Source organism: Nocardiopsis sp. NPDC101807 (genome assembly GCF_044766605.1).
Lineage (GTDB): Bacteria > Actinomycetota > Actinomycetes > Streptosporangiales > Streptosporangiaceae > Nocardiopsis > Nocardiopsis tropica.
The window spans coordinates 142,647-166,640 of the sequence record NZ_JBIWMK010000010.1 but is presented as its reverse complement, the minus strand read 5'-3'; the positions used below and the strand labels follow the sequence as shown (position 1 = coordinate 166,640).

20 protein-coding genes are annotated in these 23,994 nt (G+C 74.7%); 9 read left to right on the top strand and 11 right to left on the bottom strand.

What is annotated here, in order from left to right; genetic code table 11:
- Nucleotides 1-5: 5 nt before the first annotated feature.
- The 3 genes from ACIRPH_RS27320 to ACIRPH_RS27310 all read left to right on the top strand — a co-directional run bounded on the left by ACIRPH_RS27320 (nucleotide 6) and on the right by ACIRPH_RS27310 (nucleotide 2,239).
- Nucleotides 6-692 carry an urease accessory protein UreF gene (locus ACIRPH_RS27320; protein WP_402919352.1) on the top strand — a complete coding sequence of 229 codons (687 nt, stop codon included), beginning with the start codon at nucleotides 6-8 and terminating at the stop codon, nucleotides 690-692.
- A 73-nt stretch (nucleotides 693-765) separates the two neighbouring features.
- Complete coding sequence (ureG, locus tag ACIRPH_RS27315) at nucleotides 766-1,473, top strand: urease accessory protein UreG (RefSeq protein WP_402919568.1); 708 nt, start codon at nucleotides 766-768, stop codon at nucleotides 1,471-1,473.
- A gap of 10 nt (nucleotides 1,474-1,483) precedes the next feature.
- The gene (locus ACIRPH_RS27310) at nucleotides 1,484-2,239 is read left to right on the top strand and encodes an urease accessory protein UreD (RefSeq protein ID WP_402919350.1); all 756 of its coding nucleotides are present in this window, start codon (nucleotides 1,484-1,486) and stop codon (nucleotides 2,237-2,239) included.
- 138 nt (nucleotides 2,240-2,377) lie between these two features.
- Here the strand turns inward: ACIRPH_RS27310 and ACIRPH_RS27305 are convergent, their stop codons facing one another.
- Genes ACIRPH_RS27305 through ACIRPH_RS27290 form a run of 4 tightly spaced genes read right to left on the bottom strand, consistent with a single transcriptional unit; the run spans nucleotide 2,378 to nucleotide 7,496 of the window.
- Entirely contained in the window at nucleotides 2,378-3,091 is a 714-nt protein-coding gene (locus tag ACIRPH_RS27305) for an ABC transporter ATP-binding protein (protein ID WP_402919349.1), read from the bottom strand.
- Entirely contained in the window at nucleotides 3,075-4,862 is a 1,788-nt protein-coding gene (locus tag ACIRPH_RS27300; RefSeq protein WP_402919347.1) for an ABC transporter permease subunit, read from the bottom strand. The genes ACIRPH_RS27305 and ACIRPH_RS27300 overlap by 17 nt, the downstream gene beginning before the upstream one ends.
- Nucleotides 4,855-5,898: an ABC transporter permease gene (locus tag ACIRPH_RS27295; RefSeq protein WP_402919345.1), complete on the bottom strand. Its 1,044-nt coding sequence runs from the start codon at nucleotides 5,896-5,898 to the stop codon at nucleotides 4,855-4,857. The genes ACIRPH_RS27300 and ACIRPH_RS27295 overlap by 8 nt, the downstream gene beginning before the upstream one ends.
- Nucleotides 5,886-7,496, bottom strand: coding sequence for an ABC transporter substrate-binding protein (locus tag ACIRPH_RS27290; protein WP_402919343.1), 1,611 nt, complete (start codon nucleotides 7,494-7,496; stop codon nucleotides 5,886-5,888). The genes ACIRPH_RS27295 and ACIRPH_RS27290 overlap by 13 nt, the downstream gene beginning before the upstream one ends.
- Nucleotides 7,497-7,709: 213 nt before the next feature.
- On the opposite strand from ACIRPH_RS27290, the gene ACIRPH_RS27285 reads away from it, so the two are divergent.
- Nucleotides 7,710-8,108 carry an ArsR/SmtB family transcription factor gene (locus tag ACIRPH_RS27285; protein WP_402919341.1) on the top strand — a complete coding sequence of 133 codons (399 nt, stop codon included), beginning with the start codon at nucleotides 7,710-7,712 and terminating at the stop codon, nucleotides 8,106-8,108.
- A gap of 66 nt (nucleotides 8,109-8,174) precedes the next feature.
- On the opposite strand, the gene ACIRPH_RS27280 is transcribed toward ACIRPH_RS27285, so the two are convergent.
- The gene (locus ACIRPH_RS27280) at nucleotides 8,175-10,283 is read right to left on the bottom strand and encodes an acyltransferase family protein (protein ID WP_402919340.1); all 2,109 of its coding nucleotides are present in this window, start codon (nucleotides 10,281-10,283) and stop codon (nucleotides 8,175-8,177) included.
- A 356-nt stretch (nucleotides 10,284-10,639) separates the two neighbouring features.
- On the opposite strand from ACIRPH_RS27280, the gene ACIRPH_RS27275 reads away from it, so the two are divergent.
- Nucleotides 10,640-11,746 (top strand): TetR/AcrR family transcriptional regulator, encoded by a 1,107-nt coding sequence (locus tag ACIRPH_RS27275; protein ID WP_402919338.1) that lies wholly within the window; start codon nucleotides 10,640-10,642, stop codon nucleotides 11,744-11,746.
- A 52-nt stretch (nucleotides 11,747-11,798) separates the two neighbouring features.
- On the opposite strand, the gene ACIRPH_RS27270 is transcribed toward ACIRPH_RS27275, so the two are convergent.
- Nucleotides 11,799-12,557 carry a hypothetical protein gene (locus ACIRPH_RS27270; protein WP_402919336.1) on the bottom strand — a complete coding sequence of 253 codons (759 nt, stop codon included), beginning with the start codon at nucleotides 12,555-12,557 and terminating at the stop codon, nucleotides 11,799-11,801.
- A gap of 524 nt (nucleotides 12,558-13,081) precedes the next feature.
- Between ACIRPH_RS27270 and clpX the strand changes: the two genes are divergently transcribed.
- Together clpX and ACIRPH_RS27260 are read left to right on the top strand one after the other, a co-directional pair.
- Complete coding sequence (gene clpX, locus ACIRPH_RS27265) at nucleotides 13,082-14,368, top strand: ATP-dependent Clp protease ATP-binding subunit ClpX (RefSeq protein WP_402919335.1); 1,287 nt, start codon at nucleotides 13,082-13,084, stop codon at nucleotides 14,366-14,368.
- Between the two features lie 115 nt (nucleotides 14,369-14,483).
- Nucleotides 14,484-15,701: a PP2C family protein-serine/threonine phosphatase gene (locus ACIRPH_RS27260; protein ID WP_402919333.1), complete on the top strand. Its 1,218-nt coding sequence runs from the start codon at nucleotides 14,484-14,486 to the stop codon at nucleotides 15,699-15,701.
- A gap of 40 nt (nucleotides 15,702-15,741) precedes the next feature.
- Here the strand turns inward: ACIRPH_RS27260 and ACIRPH_RS27255 are convergent, their stop codons facing one another.
- From ACIRPH_RS27255 to ACIRPH_RS27235, 5 genes are all read right to left on the bottom strand, one after another.
- Nucleotides 15,742-16,548 (bottom strand): cyclase family protein, encoded by an 807-nt coding sequence (locus ACIRPH_RS27255; RefSeq protein ID WP_402919331.1) that lies wholly within the window; start codon nucleotides 16,546-16,548, stop codon nucleotides 15,742-15,744.
- Nucleotides 16,549-16,715: 167 nt separating this feature from the next.
- The gene (locus ACIRPH_RS27250; protein ID WP_402919329.1) at nucleotides 16,716-17,738 is read right to left on the bottom strand and encodes an ABC transporter substrate-binding protein; all 1,023 of its coding nucleotides are present in this window, start codon (nucleotides 17,736-17,738) and stop codon (nucleotides 16,716-16,718) included.
- Nucleotides 17,735-18,583, bottom strand: coding sequence for an ABC transporter permease (locus ACIRPH_RS27245; RefSeq protein ID WP_402919327.1), 849 nt, complete (start codon nucleotides 18,581-18,583; stop codon nucleotides 17,735-17,737). The genes ACIRPH_RS27250 and ACIRPH_RS27245 overlap by 4 nt, the downstream gene beginning before the upstream one ends.
- Entirely contained in the window at nucleotides 18,567-19,349 is a 783-nt protein-coding gene (locus ACIRPH_RS27240; RefSeq protein ID WP_402919326.1) for an ABC transporter ATP-binding protein, read from the bottom strand. The genes ACIRPH_RS27245 and ACIRPH_RS27240 overlap by 17 nt, the downstream gene beginning before the upstream one ends.
- A gap of 213 nt (nucleotides 19,350-19,562) precedes the next feature.
- Nucleotides 19,563-20,819, bottom strand: a complete 1,257-nt coding sequence (locus ACIRPH_RS27235) for an MFS transporter (protein ID WP_402919324.1) — start codon at nucleotides 20,817-20,819, stop codon at nucleotides 19,563-19,565.
- A 175-nt stretch (nucleotides 20,820-20,994) separates the two neighbouring features.
- Between ACIRPH_RS27235 and ACIRPH_RS27230 the strand changes: the two genes are divergently transcribed.
- Both ACIRPH_RS27230 and ACIRPH_RS27225 read left to right on the top strand, forming a co-directional pair.
- Nucleotides 20,995-22,677, top strand: coding sequence for an alpha-glucosidase (locus tag ACIRPH_RS27230; RefSeq protein WP_402919323.1), 1,683 nt, complete (start codon nucleotides 20,995-20,997; stop codon nucleotides 22,675-22,677).
- Nucleotides 22,678-22,930: 253 nt separating this feature from the next.
- Nucleotides 22,931-23,971: an iron-siderophore ABC transporter substrate-binding protein gene (locus ACIRPH_RS27225; protein WP_402919321.1), complete on the top strand. Its 1,041-nt coding sequence runs from the start codon at nucleotides 22,931-22,933 to the stop codon at nucleotides 23,969-23,971.
- The last annotated feature ends 23 nt before the right edge of the window (nucleotides 23,972-23,994 follow it).

Here is a 23,994-nt window from a genome sequence, read left to right as displayed (position 1 = left end):
GCCGGGTGACTTCGGGACTGGGCGCCCTGCTGCTGGCCGACGCCCGCCTCCCCGTGGGCGGGCACACCTACTCGGCCGGACTGGAGCCCGCACTGATCGCCGGCATGCCCGCGGAGCTGATCCCGGTCTACATGACCGCGCGGCTGCGCACGGCGGGCCTGGTGGAGGCGGCCGCCTCGGTGCTCGCGCACCGGGCGGCCGGCGGAGGCGACGGGGCCCTCGTCGACGCGCGGGCGCTGGAGGCCGTGCACGAGGAGCTGCTGGCCCGCTCGCCGAGCGACCCCCTGCGGGAGATCTCGGGGATGCTCGGGCGCGGCCTCGTGCGCCTGGCCGCCCGGCTCCGGCCGGACCACCCGGCCGTCGCCGCGCTGCGCGCCCTGGGCCGCGCGCCGCAGCGGCCGGTCGCGCTCGGGGTGGTCGCCGCCGTCCTCGGGGCGGGAGAGGCCGAGACCGCCCGGGTGAGTCTGTACGACGACGCCCAGACGGTGGCCTCCGCCGCCCTCAAGCTCGCCCCCGTGGACCCGGTGGACGCCGCCGGGTGGGTGCTCTCCGCGGAGGGCGTGATGACCTCGGTGGCCGCCGAGGCGCTCGCGGTGCGTGACGCCGCGGACCTGCCCGCGTCCACCGCACCACAGATCGAGGGATGGTCCCTCGAACACCGGAACAAGACCAGGAGGATCTTCATTGCCTGACGAGACACGGCGAACCCCGTCCACGGAGCCCGCCGCCGGCGCCGCCGACACGTCCCCCGCACCCCGGCGCGCGATGCGCCTGGGCGTGGCCGGGCCCGTCGGCACCGGCAAGAGCACCCTGATCGCGTCCCTGTGCCGCGAACTCGCCGCCGAGCTGAGCATGGCGGTGGTCACCAACGACATCTACACGGACGAGGACGCCAGGCTGCTGCGGGCCGCCGGCGTCCTGCCCGTGGAGCGGATCCACGCCGTGGAGACCGGGGCGTGCCCCCACACCGCGATCCGCGACGACGTCACGCCCAACCTGATCGCCGTCGAGGACCTGGAGGCGGAGTTCGCCCCCCTGGACCTGGTCGTCGTGGAGAGCGGCGGGGACAACCTGACCGCCACGTTCAGCCCCGCGCTGGCCGACGCGCAGATCTTCTGCCTCGACGTGGCCGGGGGCGGGGACGTGGCCCGCAAGGGCGGGCCGGGGATCGAACGCGCCGACCTGCTCGTCGTCAACAAGACCGACCTCGCCCCGCACGTGGGGGTCGACGCCGGGCAGATGGTGGCCGACGCCACCCGTGCCAGGGACGGGCTGCCCGTGCTGGCCCTGAGCCAGCACGACAGGGCCTCGCTCGAAGCGCTGGCCGGGTGGGTGCGCCAGGTCCTGGCCGACCACCGGTCCGGCGTCCACGTGCCGCGGGACCCGGGGCCGATGGCCCCGCACACGCACGCCGACGGCACCACCCACGCCCACGGGGGCGCCGGGGACGTCCACGAGCACGGGCACGCGTGAGTGAGCGCCCGTGAGTGAGACGGTACCGGCCAGGGTGACCGCCGAACGGGTCGGCGGGCGGGTGCGCCTGAGCGACCTGTCCGGCGGCACGTACCTGAGCCCCCGGCCCCTGGGCGTGCGCGGGGCCGCCGCGCGGGTGGCGCTCGTCGGCGCCTACGCGCTGCTGCTGGCCGGGGACGACCTGCGCATGGAGGTCACCGTGGGCCCCGGGGTGTGGCTGGAGCTGGTGGAGCCGTCCGGGATCGTCGCCTACGACGCCCGCGGCGGCGCCGCGAGCTGGCAGGCGGACGTCCGGGTCGCCGACGGCGGGTGCCTGGTGTGGCGGGGGGCGCCGTTCGTGGTGACGGCGGGCGCGGACGTCACCCGCCGCACGCGGATCGAGCTGTCCGGCGGCGCCCGGGCGCTGGTGCACGAGACCCTGGTGCTGGGCCGCAGCTACGAGACCGGCGGAGGCCCCCTGCGGTCGACGACGAGGGTCGCGGCCGACGGCCGCCCCCTGCTGGTGGAGGACCTGGACCTGCGCGATCCGGCCCTGGCCGGGGCCCCGGGGGTCCTGGGCAGACACCGGGTGCTGACCAGCGCGTTCCTGCTCGGGGTCCGCCCCGGACAGGCGGTGGGCGTCCAGGAGACACTGCTCCACGGGCCGGGGGCCCTGGCGCGCTCGGCGGCCGCCCACGCCCACGAGGCGGAGGCCGCCGTCGCCGGCTCCTGGGAGCGCTGGAGGGCGGGGTTCGCCGATCCGGCGGCCTACGAGGACGCCGTCTGACACGGCGAGGGGCCGGACGGGGATGCGCTCCCCGCCCGGCCCCTCGCCGCGCGGTCGCCGCCGACCGGCCGCGCCCCTCTTCCGCCGCCGCGCCCCCGCGCGCCTCCGGTCCCGCGCGGGACCGGAGGCGCGCGGGCCCTACGGGGAGGCGTCCCGGCCGGCCGGGTGGCCGGCGCGTGGGACCTCCAGCTGCGACAGGTCCGCCACGTCGTGGGCCCAGGCGTCCAGGAGCGCGTGGTCGTGGCTGATCGCGAGGATCCCCACGCCGTCCTCGGCGAGCGAGGTCAGCAGGTGCGCGACGGCGGCGGTGGAGGCGGCGTCGAGCATGGCGGTCGGCTCGTCGCAGACCAGGTAGCGGGGCGCGGCGGCGAGCGCCCTGGCCACGCACGCCCGCTGGAGCTGTCCGGCGGAGACCTGGTCGGGGCGGCGGTCGAGCAGGTCCCCGGTCAGGCCCACCCGCCGGGCCAGTTCCGCCACGCGACGGGCATCGTCCGCCCCCCGCCCGGCCCCCCGGATCCCGGGGCCGGTCCCCCGCCTCCGCACGGTGAGCGGCTGGGCGATGATCCCGCGCAGCCGCATCCGGGGGTCGGTGGCCGCCCGCGGGGACTGGTGCAGCAGCCCCAGGTCCCCGCTCATCCTGCCCCGGCGTGCGGACACCGGCCGGCCGTCGGCCAGCACCGTTCCGGAGTCGGGGGCGCGCAGCCCCGTGAGGATCCGGGCGAGGGAGGACTTCCCGCTCCCCGAGGGCCCGGTCAGCCCCAGGACGCGGCCCGGTTCGACGGTGACGTCCACCCCGTCCAGGACCGTCTGCGGCCCGTAGCGGCACGTGACTCCCTCAGCGACCAGCGACATCGGTTCCTCCCCGCCGTTCGGTGAACGACCCCGCCCCGGGCGGGTCGGTCAGTTCGGGCGGCAGCCCCGGCAGCGGCCGCAGGCCCCGGCCGGGGAGCGCCGCCAGGAGCGCCGCGGTGTAGGGGTGCTCCGGGCCGGTCAGCACGCGCTCCGCCGGCCCGTGCTCGACGATCCGCCCGGCGTACATCACCGCCACCGTGTCGGCGACCCCCGCGGTGTCGAGGGCCTGGAGGTCGTGGGTGACGACGAGCACCGCGGCGCCCCGGTCGGCCGCGCCGCGCAGCAGGCGCAGGACCTGCCCGGCGAGGTCCGGGTCGAGCCCCGCGGTGGGTTCGTCGGCCACGAGCACCGCCGGCTCACCGGCGAGCGCGGCGGCCAGCACCGCTCTCGCGGCCATCCCGCCGGAGAGCTCGTGGGGGTACTTGTCCGCCGCGGACTCCTCCAGTCCCACGCGCGCCAGCAGTTCCGGCACCGGTGTCCGGGCGCCGAGCGCGGCCGCGACCTCCGCGAGCTGCGGGCCGAGCCTGCGGACCGGTGTGAACGTCGCGGCCCCGGCCTGCCCGGCGAGGCCGACCACCCGTCCCCGCAGGCCCCGCCAGGCCCGCTCGTCGTCGGCGGCGACCTCCCGGCCGGCGAACCGCACGCTGCCGGACGACCGCGTTCCCGGCGGGAGGAGTCCGCACAGGGCCGAGACGAGCGTGGACTTCCCGCACCCGGACTCCCCCACCAGGGCGGTCAACCGCCCCGCGCGCAGGTCGAGGTCGACGCCGGTGGCGGCGTGCACCAGCCGGCCGTCGTCCGTCGGGAGCCGCAGCGTCAGGCCGCGCACGCGCACCTCGGGCCCGGAGGGCTCCGCGGCGGGCACGTCCCGCGCGGTCGCGCCGGGCGACGCCGCCCCGGACACGGCCGGGGCGGCGGTACCGCCCCCGGCCCCCGGCCCCCGCGCCCGGCGGGGGTCCGGGCGCAGGACACCGCTCAGCCCGGCCGTGGCGAGCGTGGCGGCCACGAGCACCCCGGCCGGGGCCGCCAGGGTCCACCAGGCCCCGGTGAACACGTCACCCCGGGCCACTTCGAGCAGCGTGCCCAGGCTGGCCTCGTCCGGGGGCAGCCCGAGGCCGAGGAAGCTGAGGGTGGACTCGTGCCAGACGGCGTGCGGAAGGAGCATCACCAGGCCCACGGCCGCCTGCGGCAGCGCCGCAGGAAGCAGGTGTCGGAGCAGGACCGCGCGTCGGGTGGAACCCCACAGGTAGGCCGCCTCCACGTACTCGGCCGAGCGCACGGAGAGCATCTCCGCGCGCACGATGCGCGCGATCTGGGGCCAGTGGGTGAGGGAGATCGAGGCGACGACCGCCCACGGCGACCCCGGGTACAGGGCCACGACCACCACGCCGAGCAGCAGGTGCGGCAGGGCGTTGACGCCGTCGGTGACGCGCATGAGCAGCATGTCGGTCCGGCCGCCCGCGGACGCCGCGGCGGCCCCCACGGCGACGCCGAGGACCGTGGCGGTGACGGCGCAGGCCAGGGCGATCACCAGGGAGACGCGCAGCCCCTCGGCGGCCCGGACGAACAGGTCGTGCCCGGAGTGGTCGGTGCCGAACCAGTGGGCCGGGCCGGGCGCCCGGAGGGCCAGGGAGAAGTCCGCGGTCTGGGGCCCCGCCCACCACGGGACGGCGACGGCGTAGACCGCCAGCGCGGCCAGTGCCGCCACGGGCAGGACCCGACCGGACATCGCCCGCCTGATCCGCGTGGGACGTGTCGTCGGTTCAGGCATCGGTCCCCACCCTCGGGTCCAGGAGCAGGTAGGCGGCATCGGCGAGGAGGGAGCCGACCAGCACGACGGCTGTGGTGGCCACGGTGAGCGCGGCCAGCAGCGGGAAGTCGAGCGCCTGCGCCGAGCCCACCACGGCCCCCGCGATCCCGGGCCAGGCGAAGACCTCCTCGATCAGCACCGCGCCCACCACCAGCTCGGGGAGCCGGGCGCCCACGATGGTGGCCAGGGGTGCGAGGGAGACCGGGAGGACGTGCGCGGCGACCACCCGCCTCGGGGACAGCCCGCGTGCCCGTGCGGCCCGCACGGCTTCGGAACCCGTGGCCCGCGCCACGGCGGTGCGCACCGCCAGCAGGGCCCAGGGCAGCTGGGTGAGGGCCAGGGTCACCGCCGGGAGCACCAGGTGGCGCGCCACACCGGCGGCGGTGTGGGGCTCGCCCGGCTCGGCCGCGCCGGCCACGGGGGCCCAGCGCAGGAGCACCGCGAACACGGTGACCGAGCCCAGGGCGAGCACGAACGGGGGCACCGACTGCACCAGGACGCCGGTGCGGGTGACCGCGCGGTCCAGTGCGCCGCCCGGGGCGAGCCCCGCCGCCGTGCCCAGCAGCAGCGCGGCGAGGACGGCCCCCGCCAGTGCCGTGCCGGACAGCAGCAGCGTCCAGGGAAGGCGTTCGGCGAACACCTCGGACACCGGCATGGCGTACACGCGGGACCAGCCGAGGTCCCCGCGGAGCAGGCCGCCGGCCCAGGCCCACCACGCCTGCCACCACGGGGCGTCGAACCCCAGGGCGCCGCTCAGCGACTCCCGCTGTTCGGCGGAGACCTGCTGGTAGCGCGCGCCCAGGTGGGCGGCGAGCGGGTCGAAGGGGGACCGGTCCGCGAGGAGGAACACCAGGCCGCTCAGCCCCGCCAGCATCGGAACGCCGACGACGGCGCGGTGCAGCGCCAGGCCGCCCAGGGCGCGGCGGCGGTCCCGCCACAGGGTCCGGCGAGGGCGGGCGGCCCCGCGGGCGGCGGGTCCGGCGGTCACCGCCGCCATCCGGCGAGGTTCCACCACGGGCCCCAGGAGACGCCGTGGGCATGGGGTTCGAGCACCAGCGGCCCGCTGTCCCAGTCGTTCTCGGCGGAGACGTAGGTGTGGTCCGCGAAGGCGAGGAACACGTAGGTGGGGTGCTCGACGTAGGCCCTCTGCACCTCGCGGTAGAGCTCGGCGCGCTCGGCGGCGTCCGGGCTGCGCCGGGCGTCCTCCAGGGCCTCGTCCACCCCCGGGACGGCGAGGTCGCCGGGGTTCTCGAACGTGGGCGTGCCCTCCTCGCGCGTGTGCAGGGTGGCGTAGACCTGGGTGTCCAGGTCGTAGGGCTTGTCCCCGCCGCCCAGCAGGATCGCGGCGTCGGCGGTGTGCGAGCCCATGTCGTCCCAGGTGCCGCCGCGGACGTCGACCTCGATCCCCAGGGGCAGCATCTCGGCGGCGAACGCCGTGGCCAGGTCGCGGCGCAGGCTGTCGGAGGCGAGGTAGTACAGGGTGAACGCGGCCCGGTCGCCGTCGCGCTCGCGGACGCCGTCCGGCCCCTCGCGCCAACCGGCCTCGTCCAGCAGGCGGGCGGCCTCGTCGGGGTCGTGGTCGAAGACGGCGCCGGGCTCGTGGGCCTCGCCGTAGACCTCGGCCACGGGGGTGTGCGCGGGGCGTCCGTGGCCGGCGAGGACGTGCTCGATGATCCCGTCGCGGTCCACGGCCAGGTTCATGGCGAGCCGGGCGGCCCCGTCGGAGGCGAAGGGGTTCTCCGCCGGGAGGGACAGCCCCCGCCAGTCCGCGGTGCGCACCGCCAGGACGTCGACGCCGTCGGCGCCGGCGAAGGTCGCGGCCGTGGTCGGGGGCAGGACGGTCCCGTCGATGCCCCCGGCGCGCATCCGCTGGGCGCGGGTGTTGTCGTCGGGGAGGTACAGGGTGACCAGTTCGGTGACCTGCGGCGCGGTGCCGTGGTAGTGCGGGTTGGCCTCGAACACGGCCTGTTCGGCGTCGAGTTCGGCCAGGACGTAGGGTCCCGTTCCGACGGGGCGGCGGTTGCGCCCGGAGTCCGCGGCCGGACCGGGGGTGATCTCCTCCTCCGGCGTGATGCCCAGCGACATCCGCGCGGGGAAGGCGTAGTAGGGGTAGCGCAGGGTGAAGCGCACGCTGTGGTCGCCGGTCGCGGTGACCGACTCGATCATCGAGTAGGAGGCGGCGACCTCGGAGGCCGTGGCGGGGTCGAGCACGGCGGAGTAGGTGGCCACGACGTCGTCCGCGTCGAGGGCGGACCCGTCGGAGAAGACGACGTCGGTGCGCAGCTCCACGTCCCAGACCGTGGAGTCCGCGTTGGGTTCGGGAGGGGCGGCGGCGAGGGCCGGTACGAGGTCGGGCAGTCGGTCGTCCCCGGTGGACCCGGGCCGCAGCAGGCCCTCGAAGACGGGGGAGACGCCGAGTTCGCCGTAGCCGTCGACCGGGTCGTAGCCGCCCAGCGGCTGGGCGTCGGCGAGGACGATGCGGGTGGGGGCGCCGGACGATCCGGCCGTCGGCGGTCCCGCGCAGGAGGTGAGCGCGAGCGCGGCGACGAGCGCGGTGCCGGTGAGGAGGATGCGTGTGGGGACGGGTCGTGTCATTCAGAGCTTCCTGTGGGGCGGTTCTCACGAACGACGGTCAATACCTGACCATCTGATCAGATGATAAGGTCCCGTTTCCGTGCGCGCCGCCCGGACCGGGCGCCCCGAAGCGCCCCGGGTGGCTCCTTCCCCTGTCACCACGGCGATGCGGGGCCGGAACGCGGACGTGGAGACGATCGTCACCAGTGCCCCGGCTCTGCGATGATGGCCCCGATGACTTCTTCCGGTGACCGGCTCGACCCGAACTCCCAGCTCGACATCGGCGCCTGGGCGGACCGGTTCCGCCTGCTCGGCGACCCGACCCGCCTGCGGCTGCTGACCGCGATGCACCAGGCCGGCCCCGGGACGGCCTCGGTGGGGGAGCTCGCCGCCGCGGCCGGGATCAGCGACGCCACCGCCTCCCAGGCGCTGCGGACGCTGAGGCTCCAGGGATGGGTGCGCGACGAGCGGGAGGGGCGCACCGTGCGCTACACGCTCACCGACCGCACCGTGCACGACCTGCTCCACCTCATCGGCGCCGGGCACGGAACCGCTCCGGCGCAGGGGGAGGGCGGTGCGCCCGGCCCCGGGCCCGCGGACGGCGCACCCGGGGAGCGCTCCCGCGCGACGTAGCGCCCCGGTCCCCGCCGCGGCCCTCCGGTGCGTGCGGGCCCTCCGTCGCGGACGCCGCCGGGCGGCCTACCAGCCGGTCGCCGCGGTGAGGCGCTCGTCCAGCGCCGGTGCGAGGGTACGCATGAACGTCGCACCGATGTGGCTGCCGTCCCAGTACACGAGCACGTTGCCGACGACCGGACGGCACACCGCGGGTTCGCAGATCAGGTCGTTGAGGTCGAGCACGGTCACGTTGTCCGGGAGCCGCATCCCCTCCAGGGGCGAGGTCGCGGCCATCGACGTCCCCGGCTCCACCGAGCACTCCTCCGGCGTGGAGGAGGCGAGGCACTCGGGGACGTCGAAGCCGAACCGGGGGGTGTCCCGCACGGCGACCACCTCCACGCCCATCTCCTCCAGCTCCCGCCACCGCTCCACGTAGCCGTCCACGACCTGCTCCTCCCCGAACCCGGCGGAGGCGTCCAGGCTGGTCGTGGTGCCGGTGGTGAACACCGCGTCGGGCTCCAGCGCGGCGAGTTCGGCCATCACGCCGCGGTTCCACTCCGCGCAGGAGGTGTAGGGGGCTCCCTTGTAGGTCTGCGGGGCGTCGGTGAACAGGCACGAGCCCTTGACGATGTTGACCAGCCGCCAGTCGTGGTCGAGCGCCACGCGCTCCAGCGCCGGGAACCAGTGCGCGGCGTGGGAGCCGCCGACCAGCGCCACCGTGCGCTCCGGGGTCCGGGAACCGTAGACGCAGGTGATGACCTCGGCGTCCGCGATGGTCTGGTTGCAGCCGTCCTCGTAGGTGGCGGGCACGTCCTCCGAGGCCGACGCGGGGCTCGGGTAGACCGGGAGGTCCGCGGCCCGGCCGGCGCCTTCCCCGTCCGCCAGCACCGCCGCGCCGGGGTAGCTGCGGCCGTCCGCCAACAGCTCCTCCCACCGGCGCTGGTCCGCGTCCAGCCGGGCGGACCAGGCCCCGGCCGCGAGCAGGACCGGGAGCAGGCAGGCCAGGCCCACCGCGGCTCCGCGCAGGGCCGGCCCCCGCAGGGCGGTCCGCGCGGCCCCGGCCCGGCCGGGGGCCGCCGCGGGGCCGGGGGCGCCCGGCCGCCTTCCGAGCGCGGCCAGCCGGTCGGCGACCGGGGTGGTCGCCGCGGCCAGCACCAGTGACGCGGCCAGCACCGCCGCCCCGCCCAGCGGGCTCGCCAGGGTGCGGTCGGTGGCGGCCAGGTAGAACACCAGCAGCGGCCAGTGCCACAGGTACAGCGCGTACGACACCGATCCGAGGTAGCGCACGGGGCGGAGGGTCAGCAGCCGGTCGGCGCCCGGCCCGGCGCCGGTCGCGCCCGCCGCCACGACCGCCGCGGCGGCCAGCGTCGGCCACAGGGCCGCGAGGCCGGGGAAGACCGTGGACACCTGGAGCAGGACACCGCACAGGACCAGCGCGACCAGCCCGGCCCACCCCAGCACGACCCGCACGGCGAGGGGCAGGCGGAGGTGGGGGAGCGCCAGGGCGAGGAGGCCGCCGAGGGCGAACTCCCACAGCCGCGCACCGGTGTCGAAGTAGGCCCAGGGCTGGTCGGTGCGGGTGGCGTACACCGAATAGGCCAGGGAGAGCGCGAACACGGTGGCCAGCGCGACGGTGGCGCCCGCGCGCGGGCCGCGCCCGGAGCGCCCCGCCGCCCACACCGCCGCGGCGACGAGCAGCGGCCACAGCACGTAGAACTGCCCCTGGACCGACAGCGACCAGAAGTGCTGGAGGGGGCTGGTCCCGTCGCCCCGCGACAGGTAGTTCACCGAGTCCAGCGCCAGGGACCAGTTGAGGTGGTGGAACGCGGAGGCGAACGCCTCGGCCAGGACGTCCCGCCAGCGGGGCTCGGGCAGCAGGAGCCGCGTGCACAGCAGCACGGCCGCGATGACCAGGGCCGCCGTGGGCAGCAGCCGCGCGGCCAGCCGTCCGAGGAAGGCCCCGAACCGGATCCCGCCGCGGTCGGCCGCCCGCAGCAGGGACCCCGTGACGAGGAACCCGCTGAGCATCAGGAAGACGTCGACGCCGCCGGAGACCCGGCCCAGCCAGATGTGGTAGACGGCGACCAGCAGCACGGCGACGGCCCGCAGCCCGTCGATCTCGGGGCGGTGGCCGCCGTCGGCGCGCGGGGCGGTCCCGGCCCCGGTCCCGGTGCGGGAGACGAGTGGGGACACGGGAACGGTGCTCGCTTTCGCGGGAGGGGAGGGCGCGGTTCCGGCGGGCGCGGCCCGGCCGGTGGTCGGCCATGCTGCCCCGTTCCCGTGACCGTGCGGGGTACGCGGGCTGAACCACGTGCCATGTTCCGCTGCACACTTCGCGTCACCGCCCCGCCGCCCGGCGTGCGGGCTCGGGGGCCGGCCCATCCCGCCCTTCTCCCCCGGGGCGCGGGTGTGTGTGGACCGCGCGTGGAGGCCGCTCCCCGGCGCGCACGGTCCCCTGTTCACATGCCCGAGGCATGCGGGTGTTCGCGGAATCCGAGTGCTGCGGGCATCCCAACATAGGATGGGGGAACGCCGAAGCAAGGAGAACGATGGCCCGGCTCAACAGGGCGGAACAGCAGGCCCGCAACCGCGCACGCGTACTGGCCGCAGCGAGGGACGAGTTCGCCGAACACGGGTTCCGCGACGCCAAGGTCGACCGCATCGCCGACCGCGCCGAACTCACCAGGGGGGCGGTCTACTCCAACTTCCCCGGCAAGCGGGCCCTGTACTTCTCGGTCCTGGCCGAGACCGCCGAGACCGCCGAGACCGCCGCGCGGACGCCCCGGACCGAGCCCGGGACCACGGCCGCCACGGCCCTGGGCGCGCTCGCCCGTGCCTGGGTCTCCCGGTTCCCCCTCTCCGACTCCGACGAGTCCCTGCGGAGCGCGGCCGGGCTCACCCCCGAGGTCCTGTCCGACGAGCCGACCCGGCGCGCGTTCGCCCAGTTGATGCGGTTGGACGCGATCCTGCTCGGCCTGTCCCTGGAGGCCCTGGAGCCACCGGCGGAGCCCGGGGGGCGTCGGGTGCGCGTCGCCGAGACCGTGCTCACGACCCTCTACGGCGCCGGGCAGACGGCGGCCGCCGCCCCCGGTTTCGTCGACCCGTTCAACGTCGTCCGCGCCTGTGAGCGGCTCGCCGGCCTGAACCCGGACGACGCCTGGCCGCTCCCGCACGTCGCGCACATCCCGCCCGCCGCCCCCGTGGACGAGGACTGGGCGCCGCCGGAGGGGTTCGACGCCGTCCGGCGCCGGACCGTCTCCCTCGCCGGCGACGGAGTGGTGGCCGTCCTGGGACTGCACCGGCTCGAAGCCGTCGAGGAGGCGCTGCGCGCGGCCCCCGGCGACGAGGCGGTCACGGCCGTGGTGGTCACCGCCGAGCCCGCCGAGCGGGGGCCCCTGGCCAGGCTCGCCGTCGCCGACCTGTGCGGGTGCCTGCGCCAGGCCTTCCCCGAGGCGGCCTGGCCCCGCCTGAGGGTGGTGTTCGACGACGACGGCGCGATCGCCGAGGCGGCCGGGGCCGCCTCGGTGGAGGACACCACCGAGATCGCGGTCCGCGTGGTGGGCGGCCGCGTGGTGGCACGCTCCGACGGCCGCGGCGCCGGCCACGCCGTCGGCTCCTTCGCCCCCGCCCGCGGAGGAGACAGGTCCCGGCGGTGACCTGACGCCGTGGCGCGTCGGACCGGCGGCGTCCCGGTCCGGCGGGGGAGCGTCAGGGCTCGCCGTCCGGTCGTCCGCCGCCGGTCCCGCGCGGGGCGGCGCCCGAGGCGCGGGCCCGGGCGGCCCCGGCCGCGTCGAACCCGGCCGCCGCCCAGGCGGCGACCTCGGCCAGGGGCACACCCGCGCCCCACCACTCGGCCATGAGCGCCACGGCGTCGTGCCCGTCGGACTCCAGCGCCGCGCCCTCGGAGGGGGAGAACCCGAGCGCCCGGTACACCAGGGCCCGGGCCGCGTTGACCCCGGCCACGGCCCAGGGCACCCCGTCCGCGCCCTCCCACCCCGCGTCCAGGTAGGCCCGTGCGGCGGCGGCCGGGACGCCGGACGACAGCAGGGCGTTCAGGGACTCGGCCTCGCCGTCGCTGAGGCCGAGTCCCTCCCCGGCCCGGAGCGCCCCGCCCCGCCGCCCGTGGAGAACCGGGCCGAGCAGGCGGCGGGGCCGGGGCCGTTCGCCCGCCAGGTGCCGCTCGGTCGCGTCGGCGGGGGACCGTCCCATCTCGTTCCAGCGCACCGCGTCCCGTGGGGCCATCCCGGCCCGCAGGGCGGTCCGCACCGTGTACGGGGTCAGTCCCGCCGCGCGCCACTCCTCGGCCGGGCCGGGCCGGTACACGCCGCTGGCCCGCCAGCGCTCGGCCGCGTCCAGCCGGAAGCCGGCGTCGATCCAGTGGAGCGCGTCGGCCACGGCGAACCCGCGGGCGGTCCACGCGTGCAGGTCCTCGGGCTCGGGGCTGTGGTCGTCGAAGGCGACGGTCATGGTCGGTTCTCCTCTCCCGGGGCCGGGGGCCCCGGTGGTCGTTCGCCGCGGTTCCGGGGCGCCCGCCCCCGGCGCCGTCCGCCGGGGGGCGGGTCCGGGGGTCGGGCCGCGGCGGGGCACGCGGTCGGCGCCCACGGTCGTCCGCCGGCGCCCACGGACGGCGCTCCCCCGAAAGTCAACTTAGGTTGACTCGCAGGAAAAGTCAACTGTGGTTGACCAAAGCGGGGTTGTGGAGAACGGGTACGGGGCGCGGCCGGGGGTACGCTCGGCAGCACCGGGGCGTACCCTCCCCGCCCTCCGCGGCGCGCCGCCGGTCGTGTCCCCGTCGCGCCGACCGCTGCGGGGGACCGGCCGGGGGACGGGGGCGCCCGCCGGTCGGGCCCTCCCCCTCGGGCGGCGGGCGCGGCTTTGCGACCTGTACCAGCAGGGGTTACCGTGAGAATCCGGATGCTGCGGTCATCTGGCTCAGGGGGGACTCCCCGCCGATCCACCCGGGCACGGCCCGCGTGAGGAGAACGTTTCTAGTGACACGCACCGGCGCCAGCGCACCCCTTCTCAAGTGCTCGTTCTGCGGCAAGGACCAGAGCCAGGTCCGCAGACTCATCGCGGGGCCCGGCCACATCTGCATCTGCGACGAGTGCGTCGGACTGTGCAACGAGATCATGGAGGAGGAGGACACCGTCCTCCACGCCGACGCCCCGTGGGACTCGTTGCCGAAGCCGCGGGAGATCTACGAGTTCCTGGACTCGTATGTGATCGGTCAGGACCAGGCGAAGAAGGCCTTGTCGGTGGCGGTGTACAACCACTACAAGCGTGTGCGGTCGGAGGGTGAGCGTCCGGGGTCGGAGGGCGTGGAGATCGCGAAGTCCAACATCTTGTTGTTGGGGCCGACGGGGTCGGGCAAGACGTTGTTGGCGCAGACGTTGGCGCGGATCCTGAACGTGCCGTTCGCGATCGCGGACGCGACGGCGCTGACGGAGGCGGGGTATGTGGGGGAGGATGTGGAGAACATCCTGCTCAAGTTGATCCAGGCGGCCGATTACGACGTGAAGAAGGCCGAGACGGGGATCATCTACATCGATGAGGTCGACAAGGTCGCGCGTAAGAGTGAGAATCCCTCGATCACGCGTGATGTGTCGGGTGAGGGTGTGCAGCAGGCGTTGTTGAAGATCTTGGAGGGGACGACGGCGAGTGTGCCGCCCCAGGGTGGGCGCAAGCATCCGCACCAGGAGTTCATCCAGATCGATACGACGAATGTGTTGTTCATCTGTGGTGGGGCGTTCGCGGGTCTGGAGAAGATCATCGAGTCGCGGACGGGTCAGCAGGGGATGGGGTTCAATGCGGTTCTGCGGCCTCGGGGTGAGGTGGCGGAGTCGGCGTTGTTCGGTGAGGTGATGCCGGAGGACCTGTTGAAGTTCGGGATGATTCCGGAGTTCATCGGTCGGTTGCCGGTGATCACGAGTGTGGATGATCTGGATCGTGGGGCGTTGATCCGGATTTTGACGGAGCCGCGTAATGCGTTGGTGAAGCAGTATCAGCGGTTGTTCGAGTTGGACGGTGTGGGGTTGGAGTTCACGCCGGAGGCTTTGGAGGCGATCGCGGAGCAGGGGATTATTCGGGGGACGGGTGCGCGTGGGTTGCGGGCGATCATCGAGGAGGTGTTGTTGTCGGTGATGTACGAGGTGCCTTCGCGTGAGGATGTGGGGCAGGTGATCATCAGTCGGGAGACGGTGATCGACAACGTGAACCCCACGATCGTGCCGCGCATCCGCACCGAGCAGAGCAGGCGGCGCCGCGACCGCTCGGCCTGACCCCGGCGGCCCCGCCCCGCGGGGCGGACGGCAGGAGCGGGTCCCCGGGGACACGCGGCCTTCGTGCCGCCCCGAGCGCGCCCCCCGGTGTGAGACTTGCGGGGGAGGTGGGCGCATGGTCGGCGGGACCCCGATCGGTGAGGGCGAGCTCTTGTTCGAGGAGCTGGTCAGGTCCGTGCACGGCTGCGGGCCGATCGAGGTCCTGGAGGCGGCCGAGCGCTACGGCCAGGCCATCGGCCTCACGGCGGTCACCGTCCACGTCGTCGACATCCAGCAGAACCTCCTCTTCCCCCTCACCGGCGGCCCCCCGCTCGGTGTCGACTCCACCGAGGCGGGGGAGGCCTACCGCTCCGACACGCTGCGGCTCGACGAGGGGGGCGACGGCGAGCTGAGCCTGTGGCTCCCCCTGCGCGACGGCGCCGACCGCATGGGCGTCCTGCACGTCAGGACGGAGTCCCTGGACGAGCCCACCCTGCGCCGCTGCCAGACGCTGGCCTCCCTCCTGGCCCTGGTGGTCACCTCCAAACGCGCCTACAGCGACACCTACGTCCGCCACACCCGCACGCGGCCGGTGCGGCTGCGCACCGAGATGCTGCGCGCCTTCCTGCCGCCGCGCACGCTCGGCACCACACGGGGGGTGTCCACCGCCGTCCTCGAACCCGCCTACGAACTCGGCGGCGACGCCTTCGACCACTCGATCACGAAGGACACCCTGCACGCCGTCATCCTCGACGCGATGGGCCACGACCTGGCCTCCGGCCTGACCGCGTCGGTGGCCATGGCCGGGGCCCGCAGCGCCAGGCGCAACGGGGCCGACCTCGCCGAGCTGACCGCGGGTGTGGAGCAGGCCCTGTTCCAGTGGCTTCCCGAACGCTTCTGCACGGGTGTCTTCGCCACCCTGGAGCTGGCCGACGGGATGTTCTCCTGGGCCAACTGCGCCCACCCCACACCCCTGCTCATCCGGGACCGCAGACTGGTGCCCGGGGCCCTGGACCGGGAGCCGGAGGTCCCCCTCGGCCTCGGCGGCGTCCTGGGCGGGACCGAGGCGCGCGCCGTCCACCGCCTCCAGCTCGAACCCGGAGACCAGGTACTGCTCTACACCGACGGCGTGACCGAGGCCCACGACAGCGAGGGGCGGATGTTCGGCCTCGAACAGTTCGCGGACTTCGTCATCCGTGCGGCCTCCGCCGACGAGCCCGCCCCCGAGACCCTGCGGCGCCTCATCCACGCCATCCACGAGCACCAGCGCGGCAGCTTCACCGACGACGCCACCATCATGCTGCTGGAGTGGCACCCGGACGGCGGCAGGGCGCCGCACCCCCGGGGGTGCTGAGGAACCGCCCGCGGCTCCCGGCCGCGCCGCCGCGCCGGGGTCACCACAGGGCCAGCACCCTGCTCGGTCCGCCGGAGGCGTCCAGCCCCGGCATGACCCCGATGCTGAGCAGCGCCCCGCTCGGCGGCAGCCGGTCCAGGCCGGTCAGCGACTCCAGCCCCCACCGGTCGGCGCGGCCGAGCACCTCGTGCGCGGCGAAGTCCGTGGAGCAACCCGGGTCGGTGCTCAGCGTGTCGACCCCCACCCCGGCGACCCGCCTCCGGGCGACCAGGAACTCGCACGCCTCGGCGCCGAAGCCGGGGAAGTGCCACGAGCCGTCGGCCGCCACCCCGCGCACCGCCTCGTCCCCCCGCGCCCAGCGGGCGCTCCACCCCGAGTTCATCAGCACCGCCGCCCCGGCCGGGATCTCCCCGTGCGCCCGCTCGAACGCCAGGACGTCGTCCACCGTGACCGTGGTGTCCGGATCCTCCGCGGCGCGGGCCCTGACGTCGATGACGGCGGCGGGCGCGACCAGCTCCTCCGGACGGATGTCGGGGACCAGGCGGCCGCCGCCGATCACGTGCCCGGGGGCGTCCAGGTGCGTGCCCGTGTGCTCACCGAACGTCCACTGCTGCAGGTAGAGGCCGAACTCCCCCTCGGGGGCGGCCTCGGAGACCGTCTCCCGCACGGGTTTCACGTCGTCCCACCCGGCCATCGTCGGCGAGATCACGTGGCTCAGGTCGGCCACCCGGTGGAAGGCCCGGGGCCACGGCAGGGGGCCGGGCGGCGGGTGCGGGGCGTCTGCCGGGGCGGAGTCGGACCGGCCGTTCCGCGCGCGGACGGTCTCACCGGTTCCGTGGAGGCACATGGGCACCCCTTCGTGTCGTGGTTCCTCTGCCGTATGCCCGGCCGGGGACCGGGACAACCCGTGCGCGGCCCCCTGTGGACGGGTTCCGACACGCTACCGGGCGCGGAGGCCGGCGGGCGCCGGATCCGCGCGGAGCCCCCCGCGCGGGTCCGGCGCCGGGAACCGTGTCAGCTGCCGTCCTCGTCGGCGACGGTGTCGAACACCAGGTCGCCCCAGCTCTCCGGGGCGGCGCCGATGGCGCCGATCTCGGCCATGAACGAGCCGATCCTCTCCAGGCCCTGCGGCGCGGTCGTGTACTCGATGCCGTCCCGGCCCAGGTGCTCCAGGTACTCCTCCGCCGTGACCGCCCCGTTCTCGGCCTCGGACAGGATGCGGGCGGCCTCCTCGGGGTCTCCGGTGATCAGCTCGTTGGCGCGTTCCACGCAGGCGTGCAGGGCCTCGACGACGTCGGGGTTCTCCTCCGCGTAGTCCTCCAGGGCGGTGACCACGTTGAAGCCGTGCGCACCGCCGAGGACCTCGTAGCTGTCGAGGAGCACCCGCGCGCCCTCGGCCTCGGCCTGGTACTGGAACGGCGGGGCGGTGACCGCCGCCGCGATCTGCCCGCTGAGCAGGGCCTGGAGAGCGTCGGGGTGGGGCATGGCCACCAGGTTGCCGGTGAACCGGTCCGGGTCGCCGAACTCCTCCCGGGCGGCGTGCGCCAGCACGATCGACTGGATCGAGCCCGGTTGGGGCGAGGAGATGCGGTCGTCGCCGGTGACGTCGGACAGGCTCCGGATGCGGTCGTCCATGGTGACCATCCACAGCGGCATGTTGTTCAGGCCGGTGACGACCTTCCACGGAACGCCGCTGTCGCGCGCCTGGAGGAAGGGCGCCAGGCCGCCGGTGCCCGCTTGGAGGCTGCCGGCCAGCATGCCGTCCCGGCTCGCCGAGCCCCCGCTCAGCACCTGCCATTCGACGGTGCGGTCGGGAAGCGCCTCCGCCAGCCACCCCCTGGCCTCGACGACGGTCAGCGACGCGTAGCTGAGCCCGTATCCGGTGGCGATCGCCACCGTGCCGGATCCGTCCCCGGAGGACCCGGAGCGGTCGGAGCACCCCGCAGCGCCCACGACGGCGGCGCCCGCGAGCAGGCCGAGGCCTCCGCGGAGCACGTCGCGGCGTCCGGGGGACCGTGGTGTTCTGACGGCGGTCACAGGGCGGCTCCCTCTTTCATCCCCCAGCGGACGACGGTCCGCCGCTCCAGCAGTGTGAACAGCAGGTCCAGCGCTATCCCGATCAGCGCGATGGTCACCAGGCCCGCGAAGACGTCCGGGATGTCCAGGTGGAAACGGGCCTCGTTGATGAAGAACCCGAGTCCTCCCTGCGCGCCCGCGACCCCGAAGACCAGCTCGGCGGCGATGACGGTGCGCCAGCCGAACGCCCAGCCCGTCCTGACCCCGGCGACGGTGTGCGGCAGGGCCGCGGGCAGGTGCACGTCCCGGATCAGCCGCCACGAGCGCAGGCCGAGGCTGCGGCCGACCATGAGCGTGGTGGCCGGGACGGTGCGGAAGCCCATGCCGATGTTGACCGCCATCGGCCACAGGACGGCGTTGGCCACCACGAACACCAGGGCGGTCTCGTCGAGGCCGAACCACAGCATGGCCAGGGGCAGGATCGCCACCGACGGCAGCGGGTTGACCATCGCGGTGAGCAGCGTCAGCAGGTCGTCGCCGAAGCGCGTGGCGACCGCGAGGGCGGTGAGCACGACGGCCAGCGCCGTGCCGATGAGCATTCCCAGACCGAGGATCCGCAGGGTGGTGAGCGTGGGCCCCACCAGGGCGCCGCCGGTCCAGCCCTCCGCGAACGCGGCGGCCACGTCCCAGGGCCCCGCGAAGACGAGCGGACTGACGCCGGCGGCGACCACGTACAGCTGCCACACCCCGAGCAGCGCCACCAGGAGGACGCTCCTGCGCAGGCCGACGGGGAGCCGCGACCAGGGGTCGGCCGACCGCCTGCGCCCTGCGTCGGCGGGCGGCACGGTCTCAGTCGAGGACGGCACGGCCGGCCTCCTCCCTCTCGTCGGAGAGCAGCGCGCGCAGGCGGCGGCGCGCCGCGGTGAACTCCTCGGTGTCCGGACGGTCCAGGCCCGCGACGTCGAGGGTCTCCACCACGGACGAGGGGCGCCCGCCCAGCACCACCACCCGGTCGCCGAGCAGCACGGCCTCGTCGATGCTGTGGGTGACGAAGAGGATGCTCACGCGGGTGCGCCGGGCCAGTCCGGCCAGCTCCGTCTGGAGGCGGCCGCGGGTCTGGGCGTCGAGGGCCCCGAAGGGTTCGTCCATCAGCAGCATGCGGGGTTCCAGGGCGAACGCGCGGGCGATCGCGACACGCTGCTTCATGCCTCCCGAGAGCTGGTGGGGGTGGCGGTCCAGGGCGTGTCCGAGCCCCATCAGCTCCAGCTGGACGGTGGCGCGTGCGCGCGCCTCGTCGCGCGGCGTGCCGGTCGCGCGCAGCGCGTAGGCGACGTTGCCGAGGACGGTGCGCCAGGGGAAGAGCTGGTCCAGCTCCTGGAAGACCACGGCCCGGTCCGGGCCGGGACCCTCCACCTCCGCGCCGTGGAAGGAGATCCGCCCGGCGGAGGGGGCGAGGAAGCCGGCGACGGCCTTGAGGACGGTGGACTTCCCGCAGCCGGAACGGCCGATCAGCATCACGGTCTCGCCGTGGCCGACGGTGAAGCCGACGCCGGCGACCGCCGGTACGCGGCCGCGCGGGCCCGGGTACCCGATCGCGACCCCGTCGACGGACAGGAGCGGTTCTGCGCCCATCGGGACTCCTTTCTCGTTGCGCGGTGTCGTGGCCGGCGGGTGCGCGGCGCCATCTCCCGACTAAAGCAGTAGGAAATATAGACTATTTGGGCGCGTCCGGCCACCGCGCCGGTGCGCGAGAGGGCGGGGCGGCGGCCGATCAGGGCCTGTGCGGGTCGGACGCGGTGTGAGGATGTTTCGGCGCGGTCGGCGCCGGCTCGGCCGCGGGCGGCGTCAGCGCCGCGCCGGGACGGCGCGGAGGTTCCGGACGGGGCGCACCAGGAGCAGCACCAGGCCCACCACGAGGGTGGCCGCCCCGCCGACGAGCAGGAGGGGCCGCGCCCCGAAGAGCTCCGCGGCCGGTCCCGCCAGGGCCTGGCCCACCGGCATCATCGCCAGGGAGCCCGCCATCTCGTAGGAGTGGATCCGGCCGAGCACCCGGCGGGGGGTGTGGGTCTGCACGCTGGTGCTCCACATGACGCCCCAGAAGCCCATCATCGCGCCGCTGACCGCCGCCCCCAGGGCCAGCGCGGGCGCAGGGAGGCCCAGCCCCACGCTGACGGAGAACGCTCCGGCGCCGAACAGCGCGAGCGTGCCCGCCCTGAGGGGGAACCGCGGCCGCACCTGCATCGCCACCAGGCCGCCCAGGGCCGTGCCGCCGCCCAGGGCGGAACTGACGAGGCCGAACGCCTGGGCGCCGTGGCCGGTGATGATCTCACTCGCGGTCAGGGGGACCTGAGGTCCCCACATGCTCACCATCAGCACCATCCACAACAGGATCACCGACCACATCCAGGTGCGGCTGCGGAACTCGCGCCACCCCTCCGCCAGGTCCGCGGCGTAGCCGGGCCCCCGGCCCCGCCGCCCGGCCGTCCCGGGCAGCCGGACGAGCCCCAGCAGGACCGCTCCCAGCGCGTAGGCGCCCGCGTGGACGGCCAGGACGCCGGCGGCGGAGAACAGGGCCACCAGCAGCCCGGCCACGGCCGGTCCCAGCAGCATGGCGAGTGCCTCGGCGGTGCGGATGACCGCGTTCGCCCCGTGCACGTCCCCGGCCACCCTCGGGATCACAGAGCCCGCACCCGGCTGGAACGCGCCGGCGGCGATCCCGTTCACGGCGCCGATCACGCAGATCTGCCACAGCACCACGTGTCCTGTCAGGAAGAGGACCGCCACCGTTCCCTGGGTCACCACGCGCACCAGGTCGGCCGCGATCATCAGCCGGCGCGCCCCCCAGCGGTCGGACAGCACCCCGCCGAAGACCACGAAGGCCACGAAGCACGCCGAGAAGGACGCCATCGCGAGGCCGATCCCGCCCGCCCCGTGGCCGTGCGCGATCAGCCCGGCGGACAGGGCGACGGGCAGCATCCCGTCGCCGAGCTTGGCCACGACGCGGGCGGAGAAGAACAGGGAGAAGTTCCGCGACCACAGCTTCCGTTCGCCGCCCGCACGCCACGCGCCTTCGGCCTGCTCCGACAGTGCGCCGCGCCCCATATTTCCCGCTTTCCTTCAATCGGACACGGTTCGTCCGAGCGGTTCGCCACCCTACCGGTCCAGACCAGTTGGCGGGGATCTTGCGGGAATCGGGAAGGGGGGTCGAGGAAAACTGTCCCGCCCCGGGGCGCTCCAGTAACTTGGCTCACACGCGGCCGCGGAGGAGAGGACCCCTATGCCCCTGGAGCAGAGCGCCGACTGGTGGAAGTCCAGCGTCGTCTACCAGATCTATCCGAGCAGCTTCAACGACAGCGACGGCGACGGGGTCGGCGACCTGCCCGGCGTCATCGCCAGGCTCGACTACCTGAAACTCCTGGGCGTCGACGTCGTGTGGCTCTCGCCCGTCTACCCCTCGCCCTGGGACGACAACGGGTACGACATCAGCGACTACCGGGACATCCACCCCCGGTTCGGCACCCTGGAGGACTGGGACCGGCTGCGCGACGGGCTGCACGAGCGCGGGATGCGCCTGGTGATGGACCTGGTCGTCAACCACACCAGCGACGAGCACCCGTGGTTCACCGCCTCCCGCGCGGGGGACCCCGACAAGCGCGACTTCTACTTCTGGAGGCCCGGGCGCGACGGCGGGCCGCCCAACAACTGGGGCTCGGTGTTCTCCGGCCCCGCCTGGACCCCGGACGAGGCCACCGGCGAGTACTACCTGCACCTGTTCACCCGGCGCCAGCCCGACCTGAACTGGGAGAACCCACGGGTGCGCGAGGCCGTCCACGACGTGGCGCGCTGGTGGCTGGACCGGGGCGCCGACGGGTTCCGCATGGACGTGATCAACTTCGTCTCCAAGACGCGGCAGATGCCCGACGGCCCGGTCTCGGGGGAACACGGGCACGGGTCCTTCGCCGAGTACGCCGTGAACGGCCCCCGCCTGCACGAGTTCCTGCACGAGATGCACAGGGAGGTCTTCGCGGGCAGGGACGTGCTCACCGTCGGCGAGATGCCCGGGGTGGGAGTGGCGCAGGCCCGCGTGCACACCGACCCCGCCAACCGCGAGCTCGACATGGTGTTCCAGTTCGAGCACGTGGACCTCGACCACGGCCCCGGCGGCAAGTTCGACCCGCGCCCCTTGGAGCTGCGCGAGCTCAAGCGCTCCCTCAACCGCTGGCAGGAGGGCCTGGGCGGGACCGGCTGGAACAGCCTGTACTGGAACAACCACGACCAGCCCCGGGCGGTGTCGCGCTTCGGGGACGAGCGGTACCGGGTCGAGTCGGCGACCGCCCTGGCCACGACCCTGCACATGATGAAGGGGACGCCGTACGTCTACCAGGGCGAGGAGCTGGGGATGACCAACGCCCACCTCGCCGACATCGGCGACTACCGGGACGTGGAGACCCTCAACTACCACCGCGCCGCGGTGGAGGGCGGCAGGGTGGACGCGGACACCGCCATGGCGGGCATCGCCCGGATGAGCCGGGACAACGCGCGCACGCCCATGCAGTGGGACGCCTCGCCCAACGCCGGGTTCACCACCGGCACGCCGTGGATCGGGGTCAACCCCAACCACGTCGAGATCAACGCGGAGGCGGCCGTCGCCGACCAGGGCTCGGTCTTCCACTACTACCGCCGCCTGATCGCGCTGCGCAAGGAGCACCCGGTGATCGTGCACGGCCGGTTCGAGCCCCTGGCGGAGGAGGACCCCGCGGTGTACGCCTACACCCGGACCCTGGACGACCGGGTGCTGACGGTGCTGGTGAACTGGAGCGCCGACACGGTTCCGCTGGACCTGGACCCCAAGGTCGCCGGGCGCGATCCCGAGAGGCTGATCGGCAACTACCCCGAGGAGGACGGGCTGTTCGCGCCCCTGCGCCCGTGGGAGGCCCGCGTCCACCTGGCGAGGTCCTGACACCCTCCCCGCCGGTCCGGGGCCGGGTCCCCGGACCGGGGTGCGCCCCTGTCGCACCTGACCTGGGGCGGAGCCCGTCCGCCGGGTTCAGAATTTTTGAAATCCATGGGAAGTGAGGTTAGACTAACCTTCGTTCTGTCGGGGTTCTCCCGTTTCGTCCTCCGTGTTTCCCCTCGGGGCCGATAGCCCCTGCGCGGAACGGGCCCGCCGGGTACGACGCGGCCACCCTCATGACGAAGAAAGCAGTGTGAGCATGGCCTCCACCTTCCACCGCGCCAGCGGCATCGGACTCACCGCCCTCCTCGCCCTCGGCCTCGCGGCCTGCGGCGGCGCCGAGGAGGACTCCGGCGGGAGCGGCGGCGAGAGCGGCGGCACGGCGGGCGGCGCGTTCCCGGTCAGTATCGAGAGCGCCCTCGGCACCGCCGAGATCCCCGAGCAGCCCGAGCGCGTCGTCACCCTCGGACAGGGCTCGGCCGAGACCGCCATCGCCCTGGGCGTCGTGCCGGTCGGCGTCGAGAGCTACGAGTGGGGCAGCGACGACACCGGGTACCTCCCCTGGATCCACGAGGCCGTCACCGAGTCGGGCGGGGAGCTGCCCGAGCAGTTCGCCGGCGCCGACGACATCGACTTCGAGGCGATCATCGAGCTGGCCCCCGACGTCATCCTCGCCCCCTGGTCCGGCGTCACCCAGGAGCAGTACGACATCCTGAGCGACATCGCCCCCACGGTCGCCTACCCCGAGCTCCCCTGGAGCACCGACTGGGACCAGCAGATCGAGATCATCGGCGAGGCGCTGGGCCAGCCCGAGGAGGCACAGGGCCTCATCGGGGACATCGAGACGCAGTTCGACGAGGCGGCGGCGGCCAACGAGCAGTTCGCCGACCTCACCTTCTCCTACGTCTACACCGACGGCCCCGGCACGCTCGGCGTCTTCCTCCCCGACGAGCAGCGCGTCGCCATGGTGCGCGGCCTGGGCCTGACCGTCGACCCCGTCGTCGAGACCTTCCCCGAGACCGAGGGCACCGACTCCGCCATCATCGGCCTGGAGAACGCCGACCAGCTCGCCGACAGCGACCTGCTCTTCACGTTCTACACCGACGAGGAGACGCGCGCCGAGATCGAGGCGCAGGACCTCTACGCGGCGATCCCCGCCGTCGAGAGCGGGGCCGTGGTCGCCGCCGACGACACCTCCTTCGTCACCGCGTCCTCCATCATCAACCCGCTCACCGTCCCCTGGGTCATCGAGCGCTACGTGCCCATGATCGAAGAGGCCGCGGCCAACGCCGACAGCTGATCCCCACCGACAGGGCGAACGTG

What these genes read in the sequence shown, in the direction of transcription:
- ACIRPH_RS27285 (WP_402919341.1), top strand. Translation starts at nt 7,710, where the DNA reads ATGACTTCTTCCGGTGACCGGCTCGACCCGAACTCCCAGCTCGACATC.
- ACIRPH_RS27230 (WP_402919323.1), top strand. Translation starts at nt 20,995, where the DNA reads ATGCCCCTGGAGCAGAGCGCCGACTGGTGGAAGTCCAGCGTCGTCTAC.
- ACIRPH_RS27255 (WP_402919331.1), bottom strand. Translation starts at nt 16,548, where the DNA reads ATGTGCCTCCACGGAACCGGTGAGACCGTCCGCGCGCGGAACGGCCGG.
- ACIRPH_RS27300 (WP_402919347.1), bottom strand. Translation starts at nt 4,862, where the DNA reads ATGCCTGAACCGACGACACGTCCCACGCGGATCAGGCGGGCGATGTCC.
- ACIRPH_RS27240 (WP_402919326.1), bottom strand. Translation starts at nt 19,349, where the DNA reads ATGGGCGCAGAACCGCTCCTGTCCGTCGACGGGGTCGCGATCGGGTAC.
- ACIRPH_RS27305 (WP_402919349.1), bottom strand. Translation starts at nt 3,091, where the DNA reads ATGTCGCTGGTCGCTGAGGGAGTCACGTGCCGCTACGGGCCGCAGACG.
- ACIRPH_RS27290 (WP_402919343.1), bottom strand. Translation starts at nt 7,496, where the DNA reads ATGACACGACCCGTCCCCACACGCATCCTCCTCACCGGCACCGCGCTC.
- ACIRPH_RS27270 (WP_402919336.1), bottom strand. Translation starts at nt 12,557, where the DNA reads ATGACCGTCGCCTTCGACGACCACAGCCCCGAGCCCGAGGACCTGCAC.
- ACIRPH_RS27225 (WP_402919321.1), top strand. Translation starts at nt 22,931, where the DNA reads ATGGCCTCCACCTTCCACCGCGCCAGCGGCATCGGACTCACCGCCCTC.
- ureG (WP_402919568.1), top strand. Translation starts at nt 766, where the DNA reads ATGCGCCTGGGCGTGGCCGGGCCCGTCGGCACCGGCAAGAGCACCCTG.
- ACIRPH_RS27235 (WP_402919324.1), bottom strand. Translation starts at nt 20,819, where the DNA reads ATGGGGCGCGGCGCACTGTCGGAGCAGGCCGAAGGCGCGTGGCGTGCG.
- ACIRPH_RS27295 (WP_402919345.1), bottom strand. Translation starts at nt 5,898, where the DNA reads ATGGCGGCGGTGACCGCCGGACCCGCCGCCCGCGGGGCCGCCCGCCCT.
- ACIRPH_RS27275 (WP_402919338.1), top strand. Translation starts at nt 10,640, where the DNA reads ATGGCCCGGCTCAACAGGGCGGAACAGCAGGCCCGCAACCGCGCACGC.
- ACIRPH_RS27260 (WP_402919333.1), top strand. Translation starts at nt 14,484, where the DNA reads ATGGTCGGCGGGACCCCGATCGGTGAGGGCGAGCTCTTGTTCGAGGAG.